At 71.5% G+C, this 25,353-nt stretch carries 22 protein-coding genes and 1 pseudogene; 12 read left to right on the top strand and 11 right to left on the bottom strand.

Going from position 1 to position 25,353, the window contains the following annotated elements:
• Positions 1 to 39 precede the first annotated feature (39 nt).
• The 4 genes from MWN52_RS13780 to modA are packed head-to-tail and all read right to left on the bottom strand — an operon-like array spanning position 40 to position 2,758.
• Positions 40 to 597, bottom strand: coding sequence for a flavin reductase family protein (locus MWN52_RS13780; RefSeq protein WP_131660413.1), 558 nt, complete (start codon positions 595 to 597; stop codon positions 40 to 42).
• Between the two features lie 59 nt (positions 598 to 656).
• Positions 657 to 1,274, bottom strand: a complete 618-nt coding sequence (gene modC / locus MWN52_RS13775; RefSeq protein WP_286575066.1) for a molybdenum ABC transporter ATP-binding protein — start codon at positions 1,272 to 1,274, stop codon at positions 657 to 659.
• Entirely contained in the window at positions 1,274 to 1,972 is a 699-nt protein-coding gene (modB, locus tag MWN52_RS13770; RefSeq protein WP_286575065.1) for a molybdate ABC transporter permease subunit, read from the bottom strand. The genes modC and modB overlap by 1 nt, the downstream gene beginning before the upstream one ends.
• Positions 1,973 to 1,975: 3 nt before the next feature.
• Positions 1,976 to 2,758 carry a molybdate ABC transporter substrate-binding protein gene (gene modA, locus MWN52_RS13765; protein WP_286575063.1) on the bottom strand — a complete coding sequence of 261 codons (783 nt, stop codon included), beginning with the start codon at positions 2,756 to 2,758 and terminating at the stop codon, positions 1,976 to 1,978.
• Positions 2,759 to 2,916: 158 nt separating this feature from the next.
• Here modA and MWN52_RS13760 point away from each other — a divergent pair, with 158 nt between their 5' ends.
• Together MWN52_RS13760 and trxC are read left to right on the top strand one after the other, a co-directional pair.
• On the top strand, positions 2,917 to 3,396 hold the full coding sequence (locus MWN52_RS13760) for an OsmC family protein (protein WP_130528539.1): 480 nt from the start codon (positions 2,917 to 2,919) through the stop codon (positions 3,394 to 3,396).
• A pseudogene (trxC, locus tag MWN52_RS13755) lies at positions 3,393 to 3,833 on the top strand (thioredoxin TrxC). Before MWN52_RS13760 ends, trxC begins: the two are co-directional and overlap by 4 nt.
• Before the next feature lie 598 nt (positions 3,834 to 4,431).
• Here the strand turns inward: trxC and MWN52_RS13750 are convergent.
• Positions 4,432 to 4,995 carry an N-acetylmuramoyl-L-alanine amidase gene (locus MWN52_RS13750; RefSeq protein WP_286575062.1) on the bottom strand — a complete coding sequence of 188 codons (564 nt, stop codon included), beginning with the start codon at positions 4,993 to 4,995 and terminating at the stop codon, positions 4,432 to 4,434.
• Between the two features lie 91 nt (positions 4,996 to 5,086).
• Between MWN52_RS13750 and MWN52_RS13745 the strand changes: the two genes are divergently transcribed.
• From MWN52_RS13745 to rlmKL, 3 genes are all read left to right on the top strand, one after another.
• Entirely contained in the window at positions 5,087 to 5,578 is a 492-nt protein-coding gene (locus MWN52_RS13745; protein WP_130517426.1) for an MOSC domain-containing protein, read from the top strand.
• Positions 5,575 to 6,102 carry a YqiA/YcfP family alpha/beta fold hydrolase gene (locus tag MWN52_RS13740; RefSeq protein WP_130524863.1) on the top strand — a complete coding sequence of 176 codons (528 nt, stop codon included), beginning with the start codon at positions 5,575 to 5,577 and terminating at the stop codon, positions 6,100 to 6,102. Before MWN52_RS13745 ends, MWN52_RS13740 begins: the two co-directional genes overlap by 4 nt.
• 112 nt (positions 6,103 to 6,214) lie before the next feature.
• Positions 6,215 to 8,353 (top strand): bifunctional 23S rRNA (guanine(2069)-N(7))-methyltransferase RlmK/23S rRNA (guanine(2445)-N(2))-methyltransferase RlmL, encoded by a 2,139-nt coding sequence (gene rlmKL, locus MWN52_RS13735; RefSeq protein ID WP_286575061.1) that lies wholly within the window; start codon positions 6,215 to 6,217, stop codon positions 8,351 to 8,353.
• A 15-nt stretch (positions 8,354 to 8,368) separates the two neighbouring features.
• On the opposite strand, the gene MWN52_RS13730 is transcribed toward rlmKL, so the two are convergent.
• Positions 8,369 to 9,232 (bottom strand): DMT family transporter, encoded by an 864-nt coding sequence (locus MWN52_RS13730; protein WP_286575060.1) that lies wholly within the window; start codon positions 9,230 to 9,232, stop codon positions 8,369 to 8,371.
• A 118-nt stretch (positions 9,233 to 9,350) separates the two neighbouring features.
• Between MWN52_RS13730 and MWN52_RS13725 the strand changes: the two genes are divergently transcribed.
• The 3 genes from MWN52_RS13725 to MWN52_RS13715 all read left to right on the top strand — a co-directional run bounded on the left by MWN52_RS13725 (position 9,351) and on the right by MWN52_RS13715 (position 13,454).
• Positions 9,351 to 10,739 carry an aminotransferase-like domain-containing protein gene (locus MWN52_RS13725; protein WP_286575059.1) on the top strand — a complete coding sequence of 463 codons (1,389 nt, stop codon included), beginning with the start codon at positions 9,351 to 9,353 and terminating at the stop codon, positions 10,737 to 10,739.
• A gap of 105 nt (positions 10,740 to 10,844) precedes the next feature.
• A complete protein-coding gene (locus MWN52_RS13720; protein ID WP_286575058.1) occupies positions 10,845 to 12,116 on the top strand; it encodes an MFS transporter in 1,272 nt (423 codons plus the stop codon).
• 66 nt (positions 12,117 to 12,182) lie between these two features.
• Entirely contained in the window at positions 12,183 to 13,454 is a 1,272-nt protein-coding gene (locus MWN52_RS13715; RefSeq protein WP_286575056.1) for an MFS transporter, read from the top strand.
• A gap of 1 nt (position 13,455) precedes the next feature.
• Here the strand turns inward: MWN52_RS13715 and MWN52_RS13710 are convergent, their stop codons facing one another.
• The 5 genes from MWN52_RS13710 to MWN52_RS13690 form a co-directional block, all read right to left on the bottom strand.
• On the bottom strand, positions 13,456 to 14,907 hold the full coding sequence (locus MWN52_RS13710) for an MFS transporter (RefSeq protein ID WP_286575055.1): 1,452 nt from the start codon (positions 14,905 to 14,907) through the stop codon (positions 13,456 to 13,458).
• Positions 14,908 to 15,159: 252 nt separating this feature from the next.
• On the bottom strand, positions 15,160 to 15,432 hold the full coding sequence (locus MWN52_RS13705) for a DUF2845 domain-containing protein (RefSeq protein WP_286575053.1): 273 nt from the start codon (positions 15,430 to 15,432) through the stop codon (positions 15,160 to 15,162).
• Between the two features lie 914 nt (positions 15,433 to 16,346).
• Entirely contained in the window at positions 16,347 to 19,028 is a 2,682-nt protein-coding gene (locus tag MWN52_RS13700; protein ID WP_286575052.1) for a M1 family metallopeptidase, read from the bottom strand.
• Positions 19,029 to 19,197: 169 nt separating this feature from the next.
• Positions 19,198 to 20,496: a DUF445 domain-containing protein gene (locus MWN52_RS13695; RefSeq protein ID WP_286575051.1), complete on the bottom strand. Its 1,299-nt coding sequence runs from the start codon at positions 20,494 to 20,496 to the stop codon at positions 19,198 to 19,200.
• 39 nt (positions 20,497 to 20,535) lie between these two features.
• Positions 20,536 to 21,906 (bottom strand): GntT/GntP/DsdX family permease, encoded by a 1,371-nt coding sequence (locus tag MWN52_RS13690; RefSeq protein ID WP_286575049.1) that lies wholly within the window; start codon positions 21,904 to 21,906, stop codon positions 20,536 to 20,538.
• Between the two features lie 173 nt (positions 21,907 to 22,079).
• On the opposite strand from MWN52_RS13690, the gene creD reads away from it, so the two are divergent.
• From creD to MWN52_RS13670, 4 genes are read left to right on the top strand one after another with little or no spacing between them, the layout of a single operon-like run.
• Positions 22,080 to 23,405, top strand: a complete 1,326-nt coding sequence (gene creD / locus MWN52_RS13685) for a cell envelope integrity protein CreD (RefSeq protein WP_286575048.1) — start codon at positions 22,080 to 22,082, stop codon at positions 23,403 to 23,405.
• Complete coding sequence (locus MWN52_RS13680; protein WP_286575047.1) at positions 23,405 to 23,794, top strand: hypothetical protein; 390 nt, start codon at positions 23,405 to 23,407, stop codon at positions 23,792 to 23,794. Before creD ends, MWN52_RS13680 begins: the two co-directional genes overlap by 1 nt.
• Positions 23,791 to 24,414 (top strand): GNAT family N-acetyltransferase, encoded by a 624-nt coding sequence (locus MWN52_RS13675; protein ID WP_286575045.1) that lies wholly within the window; start codon positions 23,791 to 23,793, stop codon positions 24,412 to 24,414. Before MWN52_RS13680 ends, MWN52_RS13675 begins: the two co-directional genes overlap by 4 nt.
• A complete protein-coding gene (locus MWN52_RS13670) occupies positions 24,411 to 25,295 on the top strand; it encodes a carbon-nitrogen hydrolase family protein (protein WP_286575044.1) in 885 nt (294 codons plus the stop codon). Before MWN52_RS13675 ends, MWN52_RS13670 begins: the two co-directional genes overlap by 4 nt.
• Positions 25,296 to 25,353 lie beyond the last annotated feature (58 nt).

The raw sequence follows: 25,353 nt of genomic DNA, 5'->3' as shown, positions 1-25,353 counted from the left end.
CGCCATGGTGGCTCCCACACAGGGCCCTGCGAGAGGTGGTTAAAGCATCTCCGGCTTGAACAGGCCGCGGCGCGAGCGTTCGGGGCCGGACACCATGAACTTGCCATCGCCGCGGTAGTGCACGGTGCGCGGGATCTTCGGTGTCGGCGCCACGTGCGCCTTGACGACTTCCCAGACGAACAGGTTGTGCCGTTCCACCAGGCGGTCATCGTGCAGGCGGCACTCGAAGCTGGCGTGGCACTCGGCGATCAGCGGCGCCTGGACCTGGCTCGCCGGCTGGGCGGTCAGGCCGAAGGCCTCGAACTTGTCGACCTCGTTGCCGCTGCAGTTGCCGATGCGCACCACCGTGTCCAGCAGCGCCTCGGTCGGCAGATTGATCACGCACTGGCGGCTGGCGCGCACCAGCTCGAAGCTGCGGTTGCCGTTGGCGATCACGCAGGCCAGCAGCGAGGGCGAGAACTCCACCATCATGTGCCAGCCCATGGTCATGATGTCGCGTGCGCCGGCGTGCGCGCTGCTGACCAGCACCACCGGCCCGGGCTCGAGGAAGCGCCGCACCTGGTGTACGGGGAAGTCCTCTTTGGTGGGCGTTTTCATGCGGGCCTTGCACAGCGACAGCGGACCGCCATTGCACCGCGCCGGCCGTTCACGGCGTGTCAGTCCAGCACGTGCACCGCATCGGCCAGCTGCTGCACCTCATCGGGCTGGTGGCTGACGTAGAGCATGGGCAGCTGCAGTTCGGTGCGCACGCCGCGCAGATAGGGGATCAGTTCGCCGCGCCGCGCCGCGTCCAGGGCGGACAGCGGCTCATCCAGCAGCAGCAGGGCCGGCTGCGACAGCAGGGCGCGGCCGATCGCAACGCGCTGGGCCTCGCCGCCGGAGAGATTGCGCGGCCGCCGCTGCAGCAGCGGGCTGATGCCCAGCAGCTCGACCACCGCGTCGAAACCGAAGCGCGCGCCGGCGCTGCGCCCGTGCGTGCCGTAGCGCAGGTTGCCGCGCACATCCAGATGCGGGAACAGGCGCGCATCCTGGAACACATAGCCGATGCGGCGCCGATGCACCGGCACGTCGATGCCGCGCGCGCTGTCGAACAGCACCGTCCCATCGACCGCGATGCGCCCGGCCACGGGTCGCAGCAGCCCGGCGATGGCGTTGAGCACGCTGGTCTTGCCCGCGCCGGAAGGCCCGGCCAGCGCCAGCAGGCGCGCATCGCTGTGGATGCGCACATGGCGGGTGAACTGGCCGCGCTGCAGCTGCAGGTCCGCATCCAGCATCACAGCACCTCGGTCTCACGCCCGCGCTGGCGGCGCACCAGCCATTCGGACAGCACCAGCGCGGCCAGCGAGATGCACACCGACACCGCCGCCAGGCGCCAGATGCCGGCCTCGGCGCCGGGCACCTGCAGCAGGCCGTAGATGGCGGCGGACATGGTCTGCGTCTGGCCGGGGATGTTGGAGACGAAGGTGATGGTGGCGCCGAACTCTCCCAGGGCCTTGGCGAAGGCCAGCACCGCGCCGGCCACCAGCCCGGGCCAGGCCAGGGGCAGGGTGATGGTGGCGAACACCTTCCACGGCGGCGCGCCCAGGGTCGCGGCGGCGTGCTCCAGGCGGCGGTCGACCTGCTCGATCGACAGGCGGATGGCGCGCACCATCAGCGGGAAGCCCATGACCGCGCAGGCCACCGCCGCGCCGGTCCAGCGGAAGGCGAAGCGCAGGCCGAAGTGCTCCAGCAGCCAGGCCCCGATCGCCCCGCGCGTGCCCAGCGTCACCAGCAGCGCATAGCCCACCACCACCGGCGGCAGCACCAGCGGCAGATGCACCAGCGCATCGAGCAGCGCCCGCCCGGGAAAGCGCCGGCGCGCCAGCAGCCAGGCCATGGCGATAGCCGCCGGCAGGCTGCAGACGGCGGCCACGGCCGCCACCTTCAGGCTCAGGGCGATGGCGGTGAGTTCTTCGGGCGAGAAACCGAACACGCGTTACGGCAGGACCGTGAAGCCATGCTGGCGGAAGATCGCCTGCGCCGGCGCGGTGCCCAGCCACTGCACGAAGGCCGCGCGCGCCGGCGCGGTGCCGGCCTTGAGCGTGGCCACCGGATAGACGATGGCCGGATGGCTGGAGGCGGGGAAGGTGTCGACCACGCGCACGTTGGCATCGGCCGCCGCGTCGGAGCCGTAGACGATGCCCAGCGGCGACTCGCCGCGCGAGACCAGCAGCAGCGCCGAGCGTACGCTGTCCGATTCGGCCAGCCGGCCCTGCACGCCGTCCCACAGCCGCAGCGAGGTCAGCGCCGCCCTGGCGTACTTGCCGGCGGGCACGGCGTTGACCTGGCCGACCGCCAGGCGGCCATCGCCCAGCGCCTTGTCCAGCGCGCCGGGCTGGGTGAGCCTGACCTGCACGGTGCTGGCCTTGGGCGCGACCAGCACCAGGGTGTTGCCGAGCAGGTTGCGGCGGCTGGCCGGGTCGATCAGCGCGCGCTGCTGCAGATAGTCCATCCATTCCAGGTCGGCCGAGACGAACACGTCGGCCGGGGCGCCCTGTTCGATCTGGCGCGCCAGCGTCGAGCTGGCCGCGTAGGACACGGTGACCGGCGTGCCGGTGGTCTTCTGGTAGAGGGCGGCGGCCTGGTCCATCGATTCCTTCAGGCTGGCGGCGGCGAACACGGTGACCGGCGCGGAGTCGGCCGCCTGCGCGGCCAGCGCGGCGGTGGCCGCGAACAGGACCAGGCCTGCGCGCAGCAGGCGGGGGAGCAGGCGTGTCATCGCGAGGATGTCTCTCGATCGGGCATGTGCGCCGAGTATCGCGCGCCACGGTCGCGCCGGAGGTGAGAGCGCATGCGACGGAGCGTTCGCCCGGCTGCGCGTCGGTCACACCATGAGCGGAGTAGGCTGGCCTCCCGCACTGCCAGGCCAGGCCCGCCATGCGCACCGCCACCCCGATCACCGTCGTGCTGGAGCAGGAGCAGGACTTCGTGTTCCGGCTTCACTTCGAAGGCCTCGATGCGCCCGACGTGCTGTCCGACGAAGGCGCGCCGCTGGGCCATGACCAGGGTCCGCGGCCCTCGCATCTTCTGCTGGCCGCGATCGTCAACTGCCTCTCGGCCAGCCTGCTGTTCGCGCTGCGCAAGTACAAGAACGCGCCGGGCCGGCTGCGTGCCTCGATCAGCGCGGTCGCCGAGCGCAATGCCGACGGCCGGCTGCGCCTGCCGCGCGCCCTGGCCACGCTGCAGCTGCCCGAAGGCAGCGCGGACTATGCGCATCTGGAGCGCGTGCTGGCGACCTTCGAGGACTTCTGCACCGTGACCCAGAGCGTGCGCCAGGGCATCGATGTGCAGGTCGAGGTGCGCGACGCGCAGGGCCAGCTGCTGCTGGGCCAGGCACCGGCCGAGGCGGTGTTGTGAGCGCGCCGCTGCTGATCGCCTGCCCGCACTGCCAGGCGCGCAACCGCGTGCCGGCCGAACGCCTGGCCGAGGCGCCGACCTGCGGGCGCTGCCACCAGGCCTTGTTCACGGGGCATCCGCTGGCGCTGGACGCCGGCACGTTCGACCTGCATGCGCGCGACAGCGATCTGCCGCTGCTGGTGGATTTCTGGGCGCCGTGGTGCGGGCCGTGACGGGTGATGGCGCCGCAGTTCGAGGCCGCCGCCAAGCAGCTGGAGCCCCGCATGCGCCTGGCCAAGGTCGATACCGAGGCGCAGCCGGCGCTGGGCGCGCGCTTTTCCATCCGCAGCATTCCGACGATGGCCGTGTTCCTGCACGGGCGCGAGCTGGGGAGGCAGTCCGGCGCGCTGCAGGCGGCGCAGATCGTGCAATGGGCGCGGCGCGTGGCGCAGGGCTGAGTCGGGTCGGATCCCCGCGTTCGCGGGGATGACGGCTGTTGGGTTTGCAGCGCGAAGCCGCGAGTAAACCCTCTACCGTCGTTCCCGCGAAAGCGGGAACCCATGGACGTTGCGCGACCTGCACAGAAGTCCCTGGATCCCCGCGTTCGCGGGGATGACGGCTGTTGGGTTCGCGGCGCCAAGCCGCGAGCGAATCTCCCTACCGTCGTTCCCGCGAACGCGGGAACCCAGGGACTTTGCGGTGGCCTGCGCGGAAGTCCCTGGATCCCCGCGTTCGCGGGGATGACGGCTGTTGGGTTCGCAGCGTGCAGCCTCGAGCGACTCTTCCTATCGTCGTTCCCGCGAAAGCGGGAACCCATGGACGTTGCGGGGCCTGCGCGAAAGTCCCTGGATCCCCGCATCCGCGGGGATGACGGCTGTTGAGTCCGCAGCGCGAAGCCTCGAGTGAACCCTTCTACCGTCGTTCCCGCGAACGCGGGAACCCAGGGACTTTGCGGGGCCTGCGCGGAAGTCCATGGATCCCCGCGTTCGCGGGGATGACGAGCGTTAGGTTCGCAGCGCGAAGCGCAACCAAAGCCGCACCGCCGCCGCCTATCGCTCAGGGCACCAACCGCTCCAGCCCCGCGCGCGCCAGGACGCGTTCCCACGGGAACAGCGGTCCCGGGTCGCGCTTGCGTGCCACCAGACGCGTGGGCGCGTCCTCGGCGGGCACCTGAGCGGTGTCCAAGTCCTCGTGTCCGGCGATCCAGCGCAGGGCCGGCAGCGTCTGCCGCAGCCGGTCGAGCAGGGCGAGCAGGGCCTCGATCTGGGCGTCGGGATAGGGCTCGTCCATCGCCTGGTGGCCGGCATGCAGCCAGTGCGGGTAGCGCCCGCGGTTGACCAGCTCGATGCCGACGCTGCGCGCGTTGAGGCCACGCACATGGTGGGCGACGCGTTCGGGCGCGATCCACTGCTGCACGGCGCCGTCGCGGTCGATGTACCAGTGCCCGCTGTTGCCGGTGCCCGAGGCATAGCGCGGCTGTTCGCCGTAGTGGCGCGCGGTGGCCAGGTCCGGCAGCTCGGTGCAGTGGATGACCACCAGGTCGATCCGGTCCAGGGGCCGCGCCTCCAGCAGGTCCTGGTAGGGCAGGGGATCGGCGGTGATCGGCAAGGCATCGGGCATGGGCGCCGATGCTACACGGGCGGGCCGCGGGCGAGGGCGGGGTAAACTGCGCGTCCCCGGCGCCAGGCGCCGCCTGTCGCGTCCCATCCGCATGCCGCTCAATCCCGACTCCCCCCTGGCCAGGCTGATGGCCACCCTGCCGCGCCCGGGCACGGTGGAATGGATCGGGCTGCGCCCGGCGCGCGATGTGCCGATGCAGGCTGTCGCGCGCGTCCAGGCCAGCACCGGCGGCGGGCTGGAAGGCGATCGCTACAAGGGCGGCAGCGGCAAGCGCGGGCTGACCCTGATCCAGGCCGAGCATCTGCCGGTGATCGCCACGCTGGCCGGGCTGGATGCGGTGCAGGCGGCCACCCTGCGGCGCAATGTGGTGGTGCGCGGCCTGCCGCTGATCGCGCTGAAGGAGCGCCGCTTCCGTATCGGCAGCGTGGTGCTGGAAGGCACCGAGCCGTGCGATCCGTGTTCGCGCATGGAGGACGCGCTGGGCGCCGGCGGCTACAACGCCATGCGCGGCCATGGCGGCCTGTGCGCGCGCATCATCGAAGGCGGCAGCTTCGCGGTCGGCGATGCGGTGGTGCCGCTGTGATCCGCGGCCACGTCATCCTCTCGCACGGCTTCGAGAGCGGGCCGGACGCGACCAAGGTCACCGTGCTGGCGCAGGTCGCCCAGGCGGCCGGCTGGACCAGCGAGCGGCCGGACTTCACCGACCTGGACGCGCGCAGCGACCTGAGCCAGCTCGGCGATGTCGGCGCGCGCCTGGCGCGCCTGCGCACGCTGGCCGAGGCCGCCGCACGCAAGGGGCCGCTGGTGCTGGTCGGCTCCAGCCTCGGCGCCTATACCTCGGCCCAGGTGTCGCTGCAGGTGCCGGTGCACGGCCTGTTCCTGATGGCGCCGCCGACCGCGCTGGGGCCGATGCCCGCGCTGGACGCGGCGCAGGTGCCGCTGTCGGTCATCCATGGCTGGGACGACGAGCTGATCCCCGCCCGCAACGTCATCGACTGGGCCCAGGCCCGCCGCGCCCGCCTGCTGCTGGTCAACGACGACCATCGCCTGGCCAACCACGTCGATGCGGCCGCGGCCGCGTTCGGCGAGTTGCTGGCCGGGCTCTAGGCGGGAGTGAGCGGAGCGCAGTGAGGAGCGAGCAACAGCAACAATCTTCTCCACCTCCCTCGCGCTCGATCTCACGCACGCCTCACTCCTCTTCACTCACGCCTGGCTTTTTATGAAGTTCTACGTTTCCTGCGCCAAGGGCCTGGAGTACCTGCTGGTCGACGAGCTGACCGCGCTAGGTGCGGCCAAGGCCACGGCCACCGTCTCGGGCGTCAACGCCGAGGGCACGCTGCACGATGCGCAGCGCGCGGTGCTGTGGTCGCGTCTGGCCAGCCGCGTGCTGTGGCCGATCGGCGAGTTCGACTGCCCCGACCAGGACGCGCTGTACGACGGCATCTTCGCGCTGCCATGGACGCGGCACCTGACCTCCGAGTTGACCCTGGCCGTGGACGCGCACGTGTCCGGCGAGGCGATCACGCATGCGCGCTTCGCCGCGCAGCGGATCAAGGACGCCATCGTCGATCACCTGCGCGCCGAAGGCTTCGAACGTCCGTCGGTGGACGTGGACGAGCCGGACGTGCGCATCAACTTCTCGCTGCGCAAGGGCCGGGCGACGGTGTCGATCGACCTGGGCGGCGGGCCGCTGCACCGGCGCGGCTGGCGCCAGGTGCGCAACGAGGCGCCGCTGAAGGAGAACCTGGCCGCCGCCGTGCTGCTGCGCGGCGGCTGGCTGCAGTCCTACGCCGGCGGGGGCGGCCTGCTCGACCCGATGTGCGGCAGCGGCACGCTGCTGATCGAAGGCGTGCTGATGGCCGCCGACGTGGCGCCGGGCCTGCAGCGCCATGGCAGCCTGCCGCCGTCGCGCTGGCTGGGCTTCGACGCTGAGCAGTGGCGCGTGCTGCTGGACGAGGCGCGCACGCGCGAGGCCGCCGGCCGCGCCAAACTGGGCCAGGTCGCCTTCGGCAGCGACATCGATCCGCGCGCCATCGAGGCCGCCCGCGCCAGCGCGCGCGAGGCCGGCGTCGAGGACGCCATCGCCTTCAGCGTGGGCGACGTGGCGCAGCTGTCGGCGCCGCCGATCCGCCGCGGCGTGGTGGTGTGCAACCCGCCCTACGACGAACGCCTGGCGGCCGACGCCGCGCTCTACCGCGCGCTGGGCGATGGCCTGCGCCAGGCCGTGCCCGACTGGCGCGCCAGCCTGCTGTGCGGCGGCGCCGATCTGGCCATGGCCACCGGCCTGCGCGCGCAGAAGAAGTACCAGCTGTTCAACGGCGCCATCGAGTGCGCGCTGATCTTCGTCGACCCGATCGCGCCGCCGCAGCGTGTGGTCCCCGACGCGCCACCTGAGTTGAACGACGGCGCGCAGATGGTCGCCAACCGGCTGCGCAAGAACCTCAAGAAGCTCAAGGCCTGGCGCCAGCGCGAGGACGTGAGCTGCTACCGCGCCTACGACGCCGACCTGCCCGAATACGCCGCGGCGGTGGACGTCTACACCGAGGCCGAGGGCGCGCAGCGCACCTTCCTGCACGTGCAGGAATACGCCGCGCCGGCCAGCATCCCCGAGGCCGACGTGCAGCGCCGCTTCAACGAACTGCTCTCGGCGGTGCGCGCGGTGTTCGAGGTGCCGCGCGAGCAGGTGGCGATTAAGTCGCGCGCGCGCGGCAAGGGCGGCAGCAAGTACGGACGCATGGGCCAGCAGGGCGAGTTCATCGTCGTGCGCGAGCACGGCGCGCGGCTGCGCGTGAACCTGTTCGACTACCTGGATACCGGGCTGTTCCTGGACCACCGTCCGCTGCGCGGACAGATGGCCGCCCAGGCGCGCGGCCGGCGCTTCCTCAACCTCTTCAGCTATACCGGCGTGGCCAGCGTGGAGGCGGCGGTGGCCGGCGCCAGCAGCACCACCAGCGTCGACCTGTCGGCGACCTACCTGGAGTGGTGCGCCGAGAACCTGCGCGAGAACGGCCTGGGCGGCGCCCGGCACCAGCTGGTGCAGGCCGACGTGCTGGCCTGGCTGGAGGCCGACCGCGGCCAGTACGACCTGATCTTCTGCGACCCGCCGACCTTCTCCAACTCCGCGCGCGCCGAGGACTTCGACGTGCAGCGCGACCACGTGCGCCTGCTGCGCGCGGCGGTGGCGCGGCTGGCGCAGGGCGGGGTGCTGTACTTCTCCAACAACTTCCGCCGCTTCAGGCTGGACGAGGCGGCGGTGGTGGAGTTCGCGGTGTGCGAGGAGATCAGCCCCAGCACCATCGGCCCGGATTTCGAGCGCAACGCCCGCATCCACCGCGCCTGGCGCCTCACGCGGGCCTGATCGCCCACCGGCCGGTCAGTGCGCGAACCTGCGCGCGCCGGCCACGCAGACCGCCGCGCCGGCCATGACCCACAGCATGCTCGCGCGCACCGGCTCGTGCAGCAGGCCGGCGGCCAGCGCCAGGCCCAGGAACGGCTGCAGCAGCTGGATCTGCCCGACCGCGGCCACGCCGCCCTGCGCCAGTCCGCGATACCAGAAGATGAAGCCGATCAGCATGCTGAAGAGCGACACGTAGCCCAGCCCCAGCCAGGCCGGCGGGGTGATCGACGCCAGGCTGTCCGGACGCGACAGCCAGGCCAGCGGCAGCATCAGCGGCAGCGCGAGGACCAGGGCCCAGCTGATCACCTGCCAGCCGCCGAGCCGGCGCGACAGGCGCGCGCCTTCGGCATAGCCCAGGCCGCAGACCAGCACCGCCGCCAGCATCAGCAGGTCGCCGCGCAGCGAGGCCTGCAGCCCGCCCATGGCGGCGTAGCCGACCACCAGAGCGCTGCCCAGCAGCGAGAACGCCCAGAACGCCGGCCGCGGCCGGTCGCCCCCGCGCAGCACGCCGAAGATCGCCGTGCACAGCGGCAGCAGGCCCACGAACACCAGGGAATGGGCCGAGGTCACCTGCTGCAGCGCCAGCGCGGTCAGCAGCGGGAAGCCGACCACCACGCCCAGCGCCACCACCGCCAGGCTGGCCAGCTGCTGGCGCTGCGGCCGCGACTGGCGCAGCAGCATCAGCAGCGCCACGGCGAGCGCGGCGGCGATGCTGGCGCGCGCGCAGGTCAGGAACACCGGGGTAAAGCCGGACACCGCGATCCGCGTGGCCGGCAGCGATCCGGCAAAGATCGCCACGCCGAGACCGCCGTTGATCCAGCCGCGCGTGGTGTCGTCCATCGTCTCGTCTTGTCTTGGGGAGGGCGGGCCAGTAGGCCAGCGCCGCGCCGGGCGACCCAGACACAATCCAGTACGATCCGCGGGAACTGTTTTCCTTTTTGACCAGGACGGTTGGGGCATGGCGCGGCAGGCAATCCGGATCGACCAGGTGATCGAGGCCGTCAGGCAGGGCATCGCCGCGCGCACCTATCCGCCCGGGGCGCGGCTGCCCTCGGTGCGCGAGCAGGCGCGCCGGCTCGGCGTGTCGGTGTCCACCGTGGTCGAGGCCTACGAGCGGCTGGCGGCCGAAGGCCTGGTGCAGCCGCGCGCCGGCTCGGGCTTCTATGTGCAGGGGCCGGTCGCGCCGCTGGCGCTGTCGGGCCTGGGGCCGCGGTTGGATCGCCAGGTCGATCCGCTGTGGCTGTCGCGGCAATCGCTGGAGGCCGACCCGAGCGTGCTCAAGCCCGGCTGCGGCTGGCTGCCGCCGTCGTGGATGCCCGAGGCCAGCATGCGCCGCGCGCTGCGCCAGGTCGCGCGCGGCGACGCCGCCACCCTGTGCGACTACGGCAGCCCGCTCGGTCTTGCAGCCTTGCGCGTGCTGCTGGCGCGGCGCATGGTCGGCGCCGGCATCGCCGCGCGCCCCGAGCAGGTGCTGCTGGTCGAGTCGGGCACCCAGGCGCTGGATCTGGTGTGCCGCTTCCTGCTGGAGCCGGGCGATACGGTGCTGGTCGACGACCCCTGCTACTTCAACTTCCACGCGCTGCTGCGCGCGCATCGCGTGCAGGTGGTGAGCGTGCCCTACACGCCGGAGGGGCCGGACCTGGAGGCCTTCGCCGAGGTGCTGCGCACCCACGCGCCGCGGCTGTACATCACCAATTCCGGCCTGCACAACCCGACCGGCGCCACGCTCGCCCCGCGCATCGCGCACCAGGTGCTCAAGCTGGCCGAGCAGGCCGGGACGTGGATCGTGGAGGACGACATCTTCGCCGACTTCGAAACCACGCCGGCGTCGCGGCTGGCGGCGTTCGATGGCCTGGCGCGCGTGATCCACGTCGGCAGCTTCTCCAAGACGCTGTCGGCGTCGATGCGCTGCGGCTACATCGCCGCGCGTGCGGACTGGATCGACGACCTGGCCGACCTGCGCGTGGCGACCAGTTTCGGCGGCGGGCGGCTGGCCTCGGAGGTGCTGCTGGCCGCGCTCACCGATGGCGGCTACCGGCGTCATATCGAGCGTCTGCGCCTGCGCCTGGCGGTCGAGCGGCGCCGGGTGATCGAACGGCTGGCGCCGCTGGGCATCGTGCCGTGGCATGTGCCGGACGCCGGGATGTTCCTCTGGTGCCGCCTGCCGCAAGGGCGGCTGGCCGCGCCGCTGGCCCAGCACGGCCTGGCCCATGGCGTGGTGCTGGCGCCGGGCAACGCCTTCAGCCCGGCCCAGCGCGCCGTGGACTGCATGCGCTTCAACGTGGCCCAGTGCGGCGCGCCGCGGATCTTCGAGGTGCTGGCCGACGGCCTGGCCCGGCAGGGCTGAGGCGGCGCCATGCGGAAAGCTGCATCCGGCTGACGCATCACTGCACGCGCGCAGGCGCAACGCTGGGCCGCTATGGTGTGCGGCCCCCTCCGCTACGCCCGCCCCATGTCCGCTCCTGCCGCGCCGCTGCGCAACGATGCCAAGGTCCTGTCGCTGTCCGCGTTGGGCGGGGCGCTGGAGTTCTACGACTTCGTGGTGTTCGTGTTCTTCGCCAAGACCCTGGGCGCGCTGTTCTTCCCGGCCGAGATGCCGGCCTGGCTGCAGCAGGTGCAGACCTTCGGCATCTTCGCCGCCGGCTATCTGGTGCGGCCGATCGGCGGGGTGATGATGGCGCATTTCGGCGATCGCATCGGGCGCAAGCGCTTGTTCGCCTTCAGCGTGTTCCTGATGGCGCTGCCGACCCTGTGCATCGGCCTGCTGCCCACCTACGCGCAGGTCGGCATCGTCGCGCCGCTGCTGCTGCTGTTGCTGCGCCTGCTGCAGGGCCTGGCTATCGGCGGCGAGATGCCGGGGGCCTGGGTGTTCGTGGCCGAGCATGCGCCGGTGCGCAAGGTCGGTTTCGCCGTGGCCAGCCTGTCGGCCGGCATCAATGTCGGCACCCTGATGGGCTCGCTGATGGCCTCGGCGATGGCGCACTGGTTCACCCCGGCGCAGCTGCTGGATCACGCCTGGCGCATCCCGTTCCTGATCGGCGGCGTGTTCGGTTTCATCTCGGTGTGGCTGCGCCGCTGGCTGGACGAGACACCGGTGTTCGCGCAGATGCGCGCGCGCAAGGCGCTGGCCAGGCTGCCGATCCGCGACGTATTGCGCGACCACCGCGGCGGCGTGCTGGTGTCGATGGGCGTGACCTGGGCCCTGACCGCCGGCATCGTGGTGGTGATCCTGATGACGCCGACGCTGGTGCAGTCCTCGTTCGGCATCGCGCCGGCGCTGGCCAGCGAGGGCAATGTGCTGGCCGCGATCTGCCTGGTGATCGGCTGCGTGTGGAACGGGGTGCTGAGCGACCGCATCGGCTGCGCCCCGGCGCTGCTGGTGGCCTCGCTGGCGCTGCTGGTCGGCGTGTATCTGCTGTACTTCGACCTGGCCCGCGGCGGCGCGCACTTCCTGCCGCTGTATGCCTTCGCCGGCTTCACCGCCGGCGTGGCGGGCGTGACCCCGGCGATCATGGTGGCGTCGTTCCCGGCCTCGGTGCGCTACACCGGCCTGGCGCTGTCCTACAACCTGGCCTATGCCATCGCCGGCGCGGCGACGCCGCCGTTGATCGCCTATCTGGCCGCGCGCGTGGGCGCGCTGGCGCCGGCGCACTACGTGGCGCTGGTGGCGCTGGTCAACGTCGGGCTGGCGCTCTATCTGTGGAGGCGTCCGGCGGTCAAGTAAGCTGCTTCGCGCATCCGGGCGGCGGGCCCGTTATCGTGTGCCGCCTTTCGCCCGAGCGTCCCTGCCATGTCCACCGCCGCCGCACCGCTGCGCAACGATGCCAAGGTCCTGTCGCTGTCCGCGCTCGGCGGTGCGCTGGAGTTCTACGACTTCGTGGTCTTCGTGTTCTTCGCCAAGACCCTGGGCGCGCTGTTCTTTCCGCCGGAGATGCCGGCGTGGCTGCAGCAGCTGCAGACCTTCGCGATCTTCGCCGCCGGCTACCTGGTGCGGCCGATCGGCGGGGTGCTGATGGCGCACTTCGGCGATCGCATCGGGCGCAAGCGGCTGTTCGCCTTCAGCGTGTTCCTGATGGCGCTGCCGACGCTGTGCATCGGCCTGCTGCCGACCTATGCGCAGATCGGCATCGCCGCGCCGCTGCTGTTGCTGGTGATGCGCCTGATCCAGGGTCTGGCCATCGGCGGCGAGATGCCGGGGGCGTGGGTGTTCGTGGCCGAGCACGCGCCCGCCGGCAAGGTGGGCTTCGCGATCGGCACGCTGTCGGCGGGGCTGAGCCTGGGCCTGCTGCTCGGCGCGCTGGCCGCCTCGGCGATGGCGCACTGGTTCACCCCGGCGCAGCTGCTGGATTACGCCTGGCGCATTCCGTTTCTCATCGGCGGCGTGTTCGGCTTCGTGTCGGTATGGCTGCGCCGCTGGCTGGACGAGACGCCGGTGTTCGCGCAGATGCGCGCGCGCAAGGCGCTGGCCAAGCTGCCGATCCGCGACGTGCTGCGCGACCATCGCGGCGGCGTGCTGGTGTCGATGGGGGCGACCTGGGCGCTGACCGCGGCCATCGTGGTGGTGATCCTGATGACGCCGACGCTGGTGCAGTCCTCGTTCGGCATCTCGGCGGCACGGGCCAGCGAAGGCAGCGTGCTGGCGTCGGTCTGCCTGATCGTTGGCTGCCTGTGGACCGGGTTGCTGTCGGACCGGATCGGCCGCGCGCCGGCGCTGGCGGTGTCCTCGCTGGCGCTGATGGTGGGCGTCTACCTGCTGTATCTCGACCTGGCCCACGGCGGGCGTTACTTCCTGCCGCTCTACGCGCTGGCCGGCTTCACCGCGGGTGTGTCCGGCGTCGCGCCGGGGGTGATGACCGCGGCCTTCCCCGCGCCGGTGCGCTTCACCGGCCTGGCGCTGTCCTACAACATGGCTTATGCCATCGCCGGGGCGGTGACGCCGCCGCTGATCGCCTACCTGGCCGCGCGTGTGGGCGCGCTGGCGCCGGCGCACTACGTGGCGCTGGTGGCCCTGGTCAACGTCGGCCTGGCGCTGTATCTGGGGAAGCGCCAGGTCGCGGCGTGAGTCAGGCCGTCGCGCGGGCGCGATGCCCGGACAGCTCGGCGCCGACGTCGTGGCTGAACTTCAGATGCCACCAGGTCGAGGACAGCGAGATCAGCGTCACCAGCACGAAGGCCGCCGAGAAGTCGCCCAGCTGCGCGCTGCCATGGCCGCCGACGGCGATGGCGGTCTTCAGCGCCAATGCGCCCACGCACACGCCCACCGACAGCATCAGCTGCTGCAGCGTGCTGTAGAGGCTGGAGGCGTGGCTCATGCGGCGCGTGGGCACCGCCTCGTAGGCCACCGTGTTGTAGGCGGCGAACTGGAAGGACATGAACGCCCCGCAGCCCACCAGCAGCACGAACATCAACCAGTCCGGCCAGCCCGGACGGAACAGCGCGCACACCGCATAGCCCAGGCTGGACAGCACGCCGTTGGCGAGCAGGCCGTTGCGATAGCCGACCCGGCGCAGCAGCATCGGGGTGCACAGGCGCATCAGCAGCGCGCCCAGCGCGGTGGCCAGCACCAGCCGGCCGGCGTGCGCGGCGCTGTAGCCGAAGCCCAGCTGGAACAGCAGCGGCAGCAGGAACGGTTGCGCGCCCTGGGTGATGCGCATCAGCGAGCCGCCGATCACCGAGAGCCGGAACGAGTCGATCTTCAGCACGTCCAGGTCCAGCAGCGGCGCGGCCGCGCGCCGCGCATGCCACAGGTAGCCGGCCGCCGCCGAGGCGCTGACCGCCATCAGCGCCAGCCCGGTGACCAGGTTCCCCGGCTGGCCCACGCTTTCCAGGCCGAACAGGCCGCAGCCCAGGCACAGCCCGCACAGCACGAAGCCCGGCAGGTCGAACGGCCGGGGTTCGTCGGCCGCCTCGATGTAGGGGATCACCGCGCGCACCAGCACGAAGCCCAGGATCCCGATCGGCACGTTGATGTAGAAGATCCAGTGCCAGCTGGCGTGGGTCACCAGCAGGCCGCCCAGCGGCGGCCCCAGCAAGGGCCCCAGGAAGGCCGGCACCAGCGTCCAGGACATGGCCGAGACCAGATGCCTGCGCTCGACCGTGCGCAGCAGGATCAGCCGGCCGAGCGGGGCCATCATCGACCCGCCCGCGCCCTGCAGCAGGCGCGCGGCGACCATGGTCGGTACGCTGGTGGCCAGCGAGCACAGCACCGAGCCGGCGACGAACACCACGATCGAGGCGCTGAACACCCGCCGCGCGCCGAAGCGGTCGGCCATCGCGCCCGAGGCGGGGATGCCGATCGCCAGCGCCAGCAGGTAGCTGGTCATGGCGATGCTCATCGCCGGAGCGCTGGCGCCGAAGTCGCGCGCCATCGCCGGCAGCGCGGTGGCCAGCACCGTGGCGTCCAGCTGCTCCATGAAGATGGCGCAGGCCAGGATCAGCGAGATGACCCGGTAGTCGGGCGTCTTGCGGGGCGGGCGCGCCGGCGCGGGCGGCCGGGCCTGGGAAGCAGCAGTCACAGCGATCGGGTCCTGACCGACGCGGCCTCACGGTCCCGGCAGGCGGGCCTGGCGGCGGTGAACACGCGTCGAAGGGCCGGTGCGCGCGGGAGTTGCGCACCGCAACACGCGGATTATTCGCCTGTGGCGGGGGCCGGACAAGCCGCGCGGGGCGCAGCCTCCCGCAAGGCGGGACACAAGCGGCGGGCCTCGACCGGGGCCGGGGCGAGATTCACGGGCGATCGCAGCGTCGGCCGCTGCGATGCAGGGCGCTTAGTTGTAGATCTCCTGGATATCGGTCACGCGGCCATCCTTGAAGATGATCTGGATGGTCTTCTGCGACTGGTCGTACTCCCAGCGCTCGCCGATATTGGCGCTGTACTCGTTCTGCAGCGGAATCACGCGGTCGGGCTTGCCGGCCACCTGGGTCACCTTGCCGGCGCTGTCGCCGGTGCTGACCAGCTTGTTGCCGAAGCGCACGCTGCCGGCTGCCAGCGCCGTGCAGGCCAGCAGGCAGAGGGCCAAGCTCAACAGGATCCTTTTCATCGGGCTTTCCTTCGTATCAGGGGTGATTGCGAGCCCGCGGACTGTGCCACAAGCCGCCGAGCGGGGCACGGGCGGATGGTTGGGTCTGAGGTGTCCACTGTCATTGCTCAGCTTTCTGAATCCGACTTCTCGGTTTGAATCGATTACCCCCGGACTGCGAAGCATCCCGCAGCGTTCGATTGCCTGCGAAAAGGTTTCTTCTGCGGCTTGGGTGGGCGCAAGGCAGAAGCGTGTCGGCCTCGAAAGGGGCAGCGGTCCGGCGGGCGGCGGCCGCTTTTCCCTCAATCAGGGCATCCTGCCCTGATTCGGGCGCTCGGCATCCTGCCTCGCTGGGCGCGGCCACCGCCCGCCGGCCCGCTGCCGCGCGCGTTAGGTCACAGGACTTCGGTTTGTGCCCCCTCCCTTGCGCGCAGCGCAGGGGAGGGATGGGGAGGGGTCGGGGCTTTACCGGGCAAGCCACCGAAGCAAGAGCAACAGCACCCCTCCCCGGCCCTCCCCTTCGCCTGCGGCGAAAGGGAGGGGGCAAAGCGCTTACCCAATGCCTTCGGATCGAAAGAAATCCTGTGCTTCTCGATCGCACGGCCTCGCCCCGGCAGGGCGTGACACAGCGCGGGCCAGGCTGGTGCAAGGGTGCGCATAGTCCTCGCAGAATCCCGTGGGAGTCGCCATGGCCGAAAAGGCCACAAGGGCGGCTCCCACCGGAAGCATTAGGCGCGGTCAATCTTTTCCCATCCAAGCGCCGGCTATCAGTGGAAACCGAGCCGAGAAGCTGTACTTGGCCGGGTCGAGGCTGGTGGGCGAAGTCCGCTCACCAAAGCCGCACTCATCGATATCCGCAGTTCGGCAAAGCGTCCAAAAAGAAACCGCCGCAGTTTTCTGCGGCGGTGTCCTGGTGCTGCAACGCGCGCTGGCGCTTATTTCACCAGCGCCGCCGGGTCCTGCTTGGCGGTGAGGGCGGCGCACAGGGCGATGCTCTCGCGGGCCTGCTGCAGGCCGCGGATGGCGCCGGGCAGGTCCTTCAGGCGCGGCTCGAAGAACGCCTGCAGGCGGTCCGACTCGGCCGGGGTGCAGGCGCCGGCCGAGGCCATGCGCGGCAGCGAGCCGCCTGCGAAGGCGCCGATGCGCGCGTGGATGGCGTCGTAGTTCTGGGTGAACCAGGTCCACTGCGTGTCGCGATCGGCCACGGTGGTGTGCTTGCCGGCGGTCAGCAGGTAGCGCATCTCGCCGACCTTGACGTCCTTGCCCAGGCCGAAGCTGCGCACCTTGGCGGCCAGCGCCGGGTCCTCGGTGCGGCTGAGCGCCGAGAGCATGGCGTTGCGGTGGGCCGGATCGATCACGCCGGGCAGCGCGGCCATCAGCTGGTCCACGGCCGGAGCGCCGTGCTCCTGCACGCTCACCGACAGCGCGGCGGCGAGCAGGTCGGGGTTGGCCTGGTCGAAGGCCAGCGTCTTGCCGCCGGCCAGCACCGCATCGCCCTGCTTGAGCAGCTCGGCGCGCGCGGCCGGCACCTTCATGCTCAGGGCCAGGAAGCCGGCCAGTTCGGCGCGCTCCAGCGCATCGCTGCCTTCCTCGCCGTCCTTGCGCACATAGCCCAGCTGCTGCATGCGCGGCAGGTAAGCATCTTCGGCCCACCGGGTCAGCGCCGCGCGCTGGGCGTCGGTCCTGGCCAGGCGGCCGTACAGCCAGCCCACGTGTTCGGTGGGTACGGTCGCGACCTCGGAGACCTTGGAGGCGGTCAGCGGCTTGAGCGCGGCCAGCAGCTGGGCCGGGTTCAACTCGCCCAGGTCGAAGGCGGCGCTGACGCCGTCGCCGTAGGCCAGCTGCTCGGCATCGGTGAGCTGGGCCACATCGGCGGTGAGCGTCTTGAGCGCCTTGGCGTCCAGGCCGATGCGGTAGTAGCCGGCGGCGCCGGCGTTGGGCATCACCCAGCCGCCCTGCTTCGCGCCCGGCAGGGCCAGGGTGCCGCCGGCCGCCGACAGCAGGGTACAGGCCTTGTCGCTGCCGGCGCTGGTCTGGTAGCGCACGCAGACCGGCACGCCCCAGGTCTTGGCCGAATCGCCGGTGCTACCCAGCGGCAGGTAGCGCCGCTGGGTCAGCTTGAGCACCACCTGGCCCTTGGCGTCGGTGACCTCGGTGTGCACGTAGGGCACGCCAGGCTGGTCGAGGAAGCTATTGAACGCGGCGGTGAACTCCGGCCCCTTGCCGGCGGCGGTGGCGATGGCGCTGACCAGGTCGTCGGCGGTGGCGTTGCCGAACTTGTGCCGCTGGATGTACTGGCGCATGCCGGTGCGGAAGGTGTCCTCGCCCACATAGGCCTCGAACATGCCCAGCACCGCGGCGCCCTTCTGGTAGGTGATGCCGTCGAAGGCGTTCTCGATGTCGCCGTTGCCGGTGATCTCCTGGCGCATCTTGCGCGTGGCCACCAGCGCATCGCCGGACATCGCGCCCTGCGCGCCCTGCACGCGGTCCAGGTCGGCGCGGTATTCCGGATGCACCTTCATGGTGACCTTCTGCTGCATCCAGGTGGCGAAGGACTCGTTGAGCCACAGGTCGTTCCACCAGGACATGGTCACCGTGTCGCCGGTCCACTGGTGGGCCAGCTCATGGGCGATCACGTTGAAGGACGAGCGCTTGTAGCTGGTGGCCGAATCCTTGTCGAGCAGCAGCAGATAGTCGCGGTAGGTCACCAGGCCGGCGTTCTCCATCGCACCGGCGGAGAAGTCCGGCGCGGCCAGCTGGTCGAGCTTGTCGAAGGGATAGCCGAAGTCGTAATAGTCCTCCAGCGTGTGGATGATCACCGGCGTGGAGTCCAGCGCGATCTTCATGCGCGGGCCCTTGCCGTTGGGCGCCACGCCGCGCAGCGGCAGGGTGCCGGCGCGCTGCGGCGTGGCGGTGATGCCCGGGCCGTCGACGATGTCCCACGGGCCCACGGCGAAGGCGACCAGATAGGTCGGCAGCGGCAGCGTGCGGGCGAAGGTCAGCGTCTTCCAGCGCTTGCTGGTGGTCGTGGGCGCCTCCTGCACCTGGGCGGTATTGGCCACGGCCTGCAGGTCGGCCGGGATGGTCAGCTTGATGTCGTAGGGCGTCTTGAACGCCGGCTCGTCGAAGCTGGGGAAGGCGAAGCGCGCGCTGATCGGCTCCATCTGCGTCATCGCATACGGCTTGCCTTCGTAGGTGACCTTGTACAGGCCTTCCAGCGCCTGGTTGAACGGCGCGGTGTAGGCGATGGACAGGGTCAGTTCCTGCGGCTGCAGGGTCTTGCCGAAATCGATGCGGGCCACGCCGGCCTGCGCGTCGGCCACGGTGTACTTGGCCGCGGCGGCCTTGCCGTCGGCGCCGGTCACGCTGACCTTGCCGACCTTGAGCTCCTTGCCGTCGATCCACAGGTGGTCGCTGGCCTGGGTCAGCTTGACCTTGATCGTGGTGGTGCCGCTGAAGCTGTCCTGGGCGGGGTCGATCTTCAGGTCCAGCGCGTATTCCTGCGGCTGGGCCCAGGTGGGCAGGCGCCCGGTGGGCACGGCCTCGTCGGCGGCGGCGGCGCCGCAGCAGGCGCTGGCCAGCGCGAGGGCCAGCACGGAACGGGTCAGACGACGCATGGGCAAGGCTCCGGTCAAAAAAGGACTGCGCAGGCTGAGGCGCCGGCGGCGGGGCGCACAGTGCCACAAGGCAGGGGGGCGAGGTGTGGAGGGGGCGAGCGGGCGGAGTGGAACGCGTTGACGCGCGAGCGCTGCGTGTCGCCGGAAGCCCGTTCCGCGCCCGCTCGGGCTAGCCCCAGAACACCACCACCGCATGCAGCACCAGCCCGATCAGCCCGCCCACGATCGTGCCGTTGAAGCGGATGTACTGCAGGTCGCGGCCGACGGCCAGTTCCAGCACGTCCACCAGCTGACGCTCGTCCCAGCCCTTCATGGTCTGGGCGATGTGGTGGGTCACGCCGCTGCGCAGGCGGGTGGTGAGGCTCTCGGCGGCGGTGGTGAGGTGGGCGTTGAGCGCCTCGCGCAGCGAGGCGTCGCGGCCCAGCGCCTCGCCCAGGGTCTGCAGCAGGCGCTCCAGGTGCGCGGCCAGGCGCGAGTCGGGGTTCTCCAGGTCCGCGCGCAGGGCGGCATGGACCTGGTCCCACAGCCCGCGCACGTAGTCCTGCACGGCCGGGTGGTCGATCAGGTCCTGCTTGATCTGCTCCACGCGCTCCACCAGCGCCGGGTCCTCGCGCAGGCGCTGCACGTAGCGCGACAGCCAGGCCTCGTAGTCCTGACGCAGCGGATGGCCGGGCGTGGACAGCACGGTCTGCAGCTCCTCCAGCGCCGCGGCGGCGATGCGCTGGGCCAGGGCGTCGCCGATCTCGTCCACCGGCTTGATCAGGTCCACCGTGCCCATCAGCTTGGGCCATTCGCGCCGCGCATAGCGCACGATCAGCGCCGAGGCGCGGGCCTTGAGCGCCGGATCGTCCAGCCAGCGGGCGATGCGCTTGAGCGCGGCGTCCAGCAGCGCCTGGTGGCGGCCGTCGGCGGTGAGCAGGCCCAGCACCTGGCCGGCGGTGCCGGCGGCGTTCCAGCCGCGCAGGCGGGCGATCACGAAGCGCTGGATCGCCGCGCGCACGGCGCTCTCGTCCAGCAGGTCCAGCGCCTGCAGCGCCCAGCCGCGCGCCATGCCGGCCAGCAGCTTCGCCTGCGCCGGTTCGGCCAGCCACTGGCCCAGGCGCGCGGCCGGGTCGAACACGCGCAGCTTCTCCAGCAGGGCCTCGGGCGCCAGGAAGTGGTCGCGCACGAACACCGCCAGGCTGTCGGCCAGACGCGCCTTGCCGCGCGGCACGATCGCCGTGTGCGGGATCGGCAGGCCCAGCGGCCGGCGGAACAGCGCCACCACCGCGAACCAGTCCGCCATCGCGCCCACCGCCGCCGCCTCGCAGAACGCGGCCAGCCACGCCCAGCCGCCGCGCAGCCCCATCGCATGGCTCAAACCGAAGCCGGCCAGCATCAGCACCAGCAGGCCGAATGCGGCCAGCTTCATGCGGCGCAGGCGGATGCGGCGGGGATCGTCGGCCGGGCCGGTCAGCGGTTCAGTCATAGGGCAAAGCCTAGCGCGTGTTCTGCAAAGCCCTTGCGATCACGCCAGCAGCCGCCACAGCAGCGCGGTGCCGGCCAGTCCGACCAGCGAGACGATGGTCTGCAAGACGGACCACACCATCACCGTCTGCTTGAGCTTGAGATCGAAGTACTCGCGCACCATCCAGAAGCCGGCGTCGTTGACGTGGCAGAAGAACACCGAGCCGGCGCCGATGGCCAGCGCGATCAGCGCGCCCTGCGTGGGCGGCAGGTGCGCCACCAGCGGCGCCAGGATGCCGGCGGTGGTGGTCGTGGCCACTGTGGCCGAGCCGGTCGCCTGGCGCAGCGCCACGGCGATCAGCCAGGCCAGCAGCAGATAGGGCAGGTGCGCGCCCTGGGCGACCTTGGCGATGGTGTCGCTGATGCCGGCATCCAGCAGCACCTGCTTCAGGCCGCCGCCGGCGCCGATGGTCAGCAGCAGCGCGGCGATCGGCGGCAGGCTCTTGAGCAGCACCTGGTTGACCCGCGCGCGGCCCAGCCCGCCGCCCCAGCCCAGCAGCGCCACCGCGGCCAGCACCGCCAGGGCGAGGGCCACCATCGGTTCGCCCAGGAAGCGCAACGCCGTAGTGGCGGGCGCGTCCGGCGGCAGGGCGATCTTGGCCAGGGTGGCGCCGAGCATCAGCACCACCGGCAGCAGGATGATCGACAAGCTCGCGGCGAAGCCGGGCGGATGCGCCGGCGCCTCGCGCGCGGAGAACAGCGCCTCCATCTTGGCCGGCACGGCGATATCCATGCGTCGCGACAGCCAGATCCCGTACAGCGGCCCGGCCAGGATCACCGCGGGCACCGCGATGATGAAGCCGAACAGCATCGTCAGCCCCAGGTCCGCATGCAGCGTGCTGACCGCGATCAGCGGGCCCGGATGCGGCGGCATCAGCGCGTGCAGGGTGGTCATGCCGGCCAGCGCCGGGATGGCGATGCGCAGCAGCGGCTGCTGCGCGCGGCGCGCCATGACGAAGATGATCGGCACCATCATCACCAGGCCGACCTCGAAGAACAGCGGCAGGCCGATCACCATCGCCACCAGCGCCATCACCCAGGGCAGCGCCTTGCCCTTGCCGATGCCGAGCAGGGTGGAGGCGATGCGGTCGGCCGCGCCGGTGTCAGCCAGCATCGCGCCCAGCATGGCGCCCAGGGCGATGATCAGGCCGGCGTCGCCCAGCAGGTGGCCGGCGCCGGTGCTGAAGGACTTGGCCAGCTGTTCGGGCGGCAGCCCGATGCCCAGCCCGGCCACGAAGCTGCCGACCAGGATCGACAGGAACGGCGGCAGCCGGAGCAGGCTGATCAGCGCGACGATGCAGACGATGCCGGCCAGGGCGCACAGCAGCAGGCGCGAGTCGTGCGCGGCCCAGTGCACGGTGGTGAAGTCCAAGGCGACGCTCCGGTGGAAACTGACGGGGCTGTCAGTCTAGTCGGCGCGACCTGTCATCCCGATCGAGGCGAGCGGCTCGCCGGCGGACTTCACATTGGCTTCAAGCACTGCTCAACCGCGCCCCACACGGCCAGCGCAGCCTGTCCGGCATCGACCACCGGCCGGAGCCGTGCATGAAATCCCTGAAGTTGCTGTTGCGTTTGGCCATCGTCGGCGCGCTGGTGCTGGCGTTGCTGATTCCCCTGAGCATGACCCGCGGCCTGATCGCCGAGCGCACCGGCTACCGCGAACAGGCCGTCGAGCGCGTGGCGCTCAGCAGCGCCGGCGCGCAGCGGCTGGTCGGGCCGCTGCGCGCGCTACCGTATGTCGATGTGCGCGAGCAGGCGTGGACCGATGCCACCGGCCAGGCCCGCACGCGGCAGGTGCGTAGCGAGGGCACGCTGCTGCAGGCGCCGCTGTCGCTGCAGGTCGGCGGCCAGCTGCGGCCGCAGACGCGCAGGGTCGGGCTGTTCGACGTGCCGACCTACGTCTGGAACGGGCAGCTGTCGGCGCAGTTCTCCACCGCGTTGCCGCCGGCGCCGGCAGGGGCGGTGCGTCGCTACGGAACGCCCTATCTGGTGCTGGGCCTGCGCGATGTGCGCGGTCTGCAGGGCGCGCCCAGCCTGCGCGTCGACGGCGCGGCCCTGCGCCTGCAGCCCGGCACGCGCGCCTTCAACGCGCACCTGGCCGGCGTCAGCGCGCTCCTGCCCGAGGTGGTGGATGGACGCGTGCCGGGGCGCAGCGTGACGCTGTCCTTCGCGCTGGCCGGGACGCAGGCGCTGGAGGTGGTGCCGGTGGCCGACGACAGCCGCGTGCGGCTGGCCTCGTCGTGGCCGCATCCGGCCTTCGGCGGCGACTTCCTGCCCGTGCAGCGCACGGTCGGCGCGCGCGGCTTCGATGCGCAGTGGGCGGTGTCCTCGCTGGCCAGCCAGGCGCAGGCCCAGCTGCAGCGGCTGCAGTCCGACGGCGGGACGCAGCTGGACGCGCTGCGGGTGGAACTGGTCGACCCGGTCGATGCCTATACGCTGGCCGATCGCGCCTGCAAGTACGGGCTGCTGTTCGTGCTGCTGACCTTCGTCGGCTTCGGCCTGCTGGAACTGGTGCGGCGCATGCGGATCCATCCGCTGCAATACCTGCTGGTGGGCCTGGCGCTGGCGATGTTCTTCCTGCTGCTGTTCAGCTTGTCCGAGCACATCGCGTTCTGGCTGGCGTATCTGATCGCGGCCGTGGCCTGCATCGGCGTGCAGTTCGTGTACCTCGCAGGCGTACTGCGCAGCCCCTGGCTGGCCGGCGGGTTCGCGCTGGCGCTGACCGTGCTGTACGGCGCGCTCTACGGCCTGCTGATGTCCGAGGACAACGCGCTGCTGATGGGCTCGCTGCTGCTGTTCGCCATCCTGGCGGCCATCATGTGGATCACGCGCAGGATCGACTGGTATGCGCTGTCCACGGAGCTGCGCTGATGCTCCTGCACGGACGCGCGGTGCGCCACGCGGCGCGCCGTCTGCCGGCGGCGCTGTCGGTGTGCGGGCTGCGGGTCGAACCGGACGGGCCGCCGCTGCCGCCGCTGCGGCGCGGCGTAGGCGGTGCAGTGGTGTTCGAGCTGGCCCAGGCGACCGCGCAGGCGCTGCGCGAGCGACCGGCCGAGCTGCTGCGCGCGGCGCTGTGGCCGCGTTGCCCGCAGCTGCCGGCCTGGCGCCCGTGGCGCTGCCTGCGCGGCGTGCAGGGCGGGCTGGTGTGGCTCAGTGCGCGGTGCGATCGCGCCGCGTGGCTGGCGCTGGTGCCGGAGCAGGGCATCGCGGTCCTGCTGTGGCGGAGGCGCCGGGCGGGGTGCGGTAAATTAGGCCCATGACCTCGCTTGCTTCCGCCTTGCCCGCGCACCGCATCGCGGTGGTGCGCGGCGCCGAGATCGCGCCCTACCTGGACGATGTGGCGCGCCTGCGCATCGCCGTGTTCGCGCACTGGCCCTACCTCTATCAGGGCAGCCACGCCTACGAGTGCGACTACCTGGCCGCCTATGCGCGCTCGCCGCGCAGCGTGTTCGTGCTGGCGCTGGCGGGCGAGGAGGTCATCGGCGCCTCCACCGGCCTGCCGCTGCTGGACGATACCGAGGCCTTCTCCGCGCCGTTGATCGACCAGGGTCTGGATGCGAGCCGCGTCTTCTACTTCGGCGAGTCCGTGCTGCTGCCGGAGTGGCGCGGGCGCGGCATCGGCCATGCCTTCTTCGATGCGCGCGAGGCCCATGCGCGCGCGCTGGGCGGGTTCGACACGACCGCCTTCTGCGCGGTGGACCGCGACCCGGCCGATCCGCGCCGCCCGGCCGGGCATCGCGACAACGACGCGTTCTGGCGCAAGCGCGGCTACACGCGCCGCGACGGGCTGCAGCTGCGCCTGCCCTGGCGCGAGGCCGGGCACGGCGAGGTCGCGCACACGCTGACCTTCTGGACCCGTGCGCTGGAGCGGCAGGCATGAGGGTCGCCGTCGCCAAGTACCCGGTCGGCCAGCCGCGCGACTTCGATGCCTTCGCCGAGAAGCAGGTGCATCTGCTCCAGCAGGCCGCCGACGCCGGCGCGCGCATCGCCGTGCTGCCCGAATACCTGTCGCTCGAGCTGGCCGCGACCTTCCCGGTGGCGATCAGCGCCGACCTGCTGGCCTCGCTGGAAGCGACCCAGCAGTACGCCGAGGCATTCCTGCATCTCTACGCCACGCTGGCCCAGCGCATGGGCCTGCACGTGATCGCCGGCAGCTTCCTCACCGCAGTGGGCAACGGACGCTATCGCAACCGCGCGCACTGGTTCACCCCGGACGGGCGCCGTGGCTGGCAGGACAAGTTGCAGCTGACCGGCTTCGAGAAGAATGCCCAGGTGATCGAAGGCGGCGACGACCTGCGCGTGTTCGCCGCTGATGAGATCCGCGCTGGCATCGCGATCTGCTACGACGCCGAGTTCCCGCTGCCGGTGCGTGCCCAGCAGCAGGCCGGCGCGCGTCTGCTGGTGGTGCCCAGCTGCACCGACACCGCCGCCGGCGCCACCCGCGTGCGCGTGGGCTGCCTGGCGCGCGCGCTGGAGAACCGCCTGTTCGTCGCCCAGTCGGTGACCGCCGGCAGCGCGCCGTGGAGCCCGGCGCTGGACGAGAACACGGGCGAGGCCGCGCTGTTCGCGCCGATGGATGTGGATCTGCCCGCCAATGGGGTGATCGCGCAGACGGAAGGTGAGCAGATCTGGGCGATCGGCGAGCTGGATTTCGCGGCGCTGCAGGCCAGCGCGGCCCGCGCGCAGGTGGCCGTGGACCGCGACTGGCCCGGCCAGGATGCCCCGGCGCTGCGCCGCGCCCGGCTGACGCCGCTGGCCTGACCGGTTTGTCATCGGCGGCCATGACCTGTGGCCTGCTGCAGGCGCACAACGCGCTGGC

The sequence above is a fragment of the Pseudoxanthomonas winnipegensis genome (genome assembly GCF_030322905.1).
In the GTDB taxonomy this organism is placed as follows: domain Bacteria; phylum Pseudomonadota; class Gammaproteobacteria; order Xanthomonadales; family Xanthomonadaceae; genus Pseudoxanthomonas_A; species Pseudoxanthomonas_A winnipegensis.
Note: the sequence above shows the minus strand (reverse complement) of the source record. Positions and strands in the feature narration are given on the sequence as shown.